Here is a 3,647-nt window from a genome sequence, read left to right as displayed (position 1 = left end):
GAATATCAAGGCTAATACTGGTGGGTCGAAACTTGTGAATTTGTTTGGTGGCTTTGCGCTGGTTCACCACGCGGCGAATTGCCTGACAAACGTGATTGGCTTTCAGTCCCGTCGCCTCTCTGACTGGTTTGTAAGTCAGGTGATGCAGTTTGGTGGTGTTCCAACAGTTGTTTTCTTTTGCCACTTGCAATATGCGGTTGCAGGCATCGGAAAATCCCACAAGAGTTTCGTTGACCCGCTCGGTCAAGTCTGGTGGGGCTATCAGCTTGCATTTAACCGTAATTGCTTGTGTCATGGCTCTATTATACTCATCTGAGTGTAGCAGAGTTGTAAATTTTAGTGGAGTGGCATTCCTCCTATCGCCAACGTAAACTTATGGTGGGGGTCTCCTGCCGATTTAAAGATGAGCATACCAAATTGATTCAACCTTTTTAGCGATCGCGATCGCTTGCGTTTGGCATTCGTCGGGGGATTTTACATCCAGCAAAACCGTTACATGACCTAACTTTCTCCCGAGACGAGATTCAGTTTTACCATACCAATGAACATTTGCTCTGGGAATATCAGCAAGTTGTTGTCGTTTTTCCCAGTAGAGAGATTGAGGGTTTCCTTCTAAAGCATAAGCCTGTTCATAGCCGAGTAAATTCACCATCACCACTCCCCCACAATTCATTTGAGGATTTCCCAGGGTTAAACCCGATACCGCTCGTAAGTGTTGCTCAAATTGAGAGGTTTCGCAAGCATCCAGCGTAAAATGACCCGAGTTGTGAGTCCGAGGAGCAATTTCATTCAAATAAATTTGACCCTCACTCGTTAAAAATAACTCAATCCCAAAGACACCAACTGCTTGTAAACTATTGAGGAGTTTATGAGCGATCGCCTCAAGTTTAGGCGTTAAAGCCGGAGAAATATTTGCCGGAGCAATCACCCAGCGACAAACTTGATTTTGCTGATAAGTTTCCACAACCGGATAAATAGCGACTTCACCTGTAACAGAACGAGCCGCAATGATCGCCAACTCCCGTTCAAAGGGAATAAACTCTTGAAGCAACACCGGAGGGTAGCCTAACTTTACCCAAGTCGAGCGTAAACTCGCCTCATCCTTAAGGATGAATGTTCCCTGTCCATCATAACCATGACGACGGGTTTTCAAAACAACAGGAAATCCCCAAGTCTTCTCAATTTTTTGCAGAACTGCATCTGCTTCCTCGCCCTTTGTCAGCGCTTGAAACTGAGGAACAGGCAGCCCTAATTCCTGCAAAAAACAAAGCTGATCATATTTGTCGAGTAATTGGCTTAACGCTTCCAAACGGGGACGAAAACAGACCCCTTGTTGACTGAGGGGATAAAGGCTTTCAAGATCAACAAACTCATTTTCAAAGGTAATTACATCACAGTGATTTGCCAACTCAGCAGTCGCTTGAGCATCTTCAATTTCTGCGTATATTGTCTTTGTTGCCAGAGAAACCGCCGGGTCATCGGCACTAGGAGTTTGAACTGACACCGAAATACCTAACGACTGAGCCGCACCTGCCATCATCCAGGCCAACTGTCCGCCGCCAATCACACCCACTCGCTTAAGAATTTTAAGTTGTTGTGCCATGACTGGCTTCTCCGAAAGCTGAAACTACCCCTCATTTTATCGGTAAACGGTTAAGTCACCCTTCAACTTAACCATTTTGCTCAAATTTCGCGTCAGGGGCGAGTACCTGTCCACAGAGACTCACAAATCTCAGCCTTGCAAGTGGATCGCAATCTCGTAGAATATAGTGGCAAATCTTTTCTGGAGGTTTGAAGCTTACCGTCCTCCACCATTACTATCTTTGCCTGTATCCGGCATTCCTCCATCAGTGTTACCCTCCTGCAAAGGGCAAATCACGCTTTCTAGAGGACTTGATGTTGTCTCACAGACCTGAAAATTATTAGATCTAGGTTCAGACTCATATCGAGCATGAGCGACTTCTAGCATTACGAGCTGTACACCTAAGACGAGCGTAGCAGCAGTTGTCAACCGACGAATAAAGCACCCCATAGAAGTAATACCCCTGATTAACTCAACTTACCCACAAGAATTATCAATAGGTTTTCCTTTGGTTCCAGTATATCAGTGTTTTTACGGATATACGGAAATTTAACAAATCACTTTATAAATTTTTCCGCAAATTTACGGAGATCTGGACTTCTGAGTTTAGCGTGGCGAGTCTAAAGCCAGAATGCCTAACCAGAAAGGATTTAAGACTCATCGGACATTCCCATCTCGCCTCCCGTGCGCGGGAGTGAGTTTTGACATCCTCCCCGTCGTAAACAACGGGGATTCCCAGCAGAAGACTATTGCAAAATATCAAATATTGATAATTGAACAGGATTCTCTAGGTGGGTTGACGTTTCACGGGCTGCTGCTTCAATGACCGAAGTCTTATGCCTGCCTCCACATCCGTTTAAAATCTCCGAGTGTCCCCCGGCGACCAAAATATTGACGGCAGCATTACCGTCTCTGTCGTGAACTGTACCACAGTTCAAACAAGTCCACTCCCGAATAGAAAGATCTAATTTACCACCTTTAAAACCGCAGCACGAACATTTTTGAGTTGTCGGTTCCCACCGACTTATTACTCGAAATTCTCGGCCATACTTTTCGGCTTTACCTTCAAGAAGGGTTCTAAACTGTCTCCACCCTAAATCGCTAATTGCTTTTGAAAGCTTACGATTTTTGACCATTCCTGACACATTCAAATCTTCCAGAACAATCACTTGGTTTTCGATGATTATTTGGGTTGATAGTTTGTGGAGAAAGTCTTGGCGGGTGTCCTTCATTTGGGCGTAGAGTTTAGCTTTTCTAACCCTCGCTAGTTCGTATCGATTAGAACCCTTCTGTTTTCGAGAAAGATTGCGGTTAAGTTTCCGCAGTCTTTTTATCCGTTTCTTTAGAGGCTTGGGAGCATCTATTTTTTCTCCCTCACTCAGAACCGCAAACGTTTTAATGCCCAAGTCTATCCCTGTACTATTGGGAGACTTGGGCATTAATTGTTGATTAACCTCAACAACAAAGCTGAGGAAATAACGGTTTGCGGCATCTTTAATCACCGTAATTGAACTGGGTGAACTGGGTAGAGGTCTTGACCAAATTATCTTGAAATTTCCAATCTTGGCTAAAGATATTTTGTCTCCATCCAGTTTAAAGCCACCAACTCGAAACCTGGCTGACTGCTTGGCGTTTCGTTTTTTAAACTTAGGCAGTCTAACTTTTCTCCCAAGTCGTGTTCCCTTACACGACTTGAAAAAGTTTTGATAAGCCTGTTCTAAGTCGTTCAAAGATTGTTGTAAAGGAATATTAGAAACTTCCGACAACCATTCCCGTTCCTCTGTCTTCTTGGCTTGGGTAATAAACTGCTTTTGGAGTTGAGCATTACTAGGCTTTTTTTGCCCAGTTTTGTGCATTTCAATACAGTGACTCAAGGCATCGTTCCACACTACCCTGGAACAGCCAAATAGCTTTGCCAGTTTGGTCTGTTGTTGAGGGGTCGGATAGAATTAAACTAAGCCAGAGAGTCACCCCTCTGACTTGTCTTCAGAACCGGACGTGAGACTTTCACCTCATCCGGCTCCTCAATGACTTGGCTCTTGTCACGAGTACCTCTTAAACTACC

General features: G+C 44.4%; 3 protein-coding genes and 1 pseudogene. All 4 read right to left on the bottom strand.

Going from position 1 to position 3,647, the window contains the following annotated elements; translation table 11 throughout:
* A pseudogene (locus tag VB836_RS30250) lies at positions 1 to 295 on the bottom strand (transposase); the annotation flags it as partial.
* Between the two features lie 102 nt (positions 296 to 397).
* Positions 398 to 1,603, bottom strand: a complete 1,206-nt coding sequence (locus tag VB836_RS30245; RefSeq protein ID WP_323225254.1) for a 5-(carboxyamino)imidazole ribonucleotide synthase — start codon at positions 1,601 to 1,603, stop codon at positions 398 to 400.
* Positions 1,604 to 1,798: 195 nt separating this feature from the next.
* Positions 1,799 to 2,032 (bottom strand): hypothetical protein, encoded by a 234-nt coding sequence (locus tag VB836_RS30240; RefSeq protein WP_323225252.1) that lies wholly within the window; start codon positions 2,030 to 2,032, stop codon positions 1,799 to 1,801.
* A 296-nt stretch (positions 2,033 to 2,328) separates the two neighbouring features.
* Positions 2,329 to 3,501, bottom strand: coding sequence for an RNA-guided endonuclease InsQ/TnpB family protein (locus VB836_RS30235; protein ID WP_407659789.1), 1,173 nt, complete (start codon positions 3,499 to 3,501; stop codon positions 2,329 to 2,331).
* Between the last annotated feature and the right edge of the window lie 146 nt (positions 3,502 to 3,647).

This window comes from Limnoraphis robusta BA-68 BA1, assembly GCF_034932365.1.
GTDB lineage: Bacteria > Cyanobacteriota > Cyanobacteriia > Cyanobacteriales > Microcoleaceae > Capilliphycus > Capilliphycus robustus.
The sequence above is the reverse complement of the archived record's forward strand: the minus strand, read 5'-3'. Positions and strand labels throughout refer to the sequence as shown.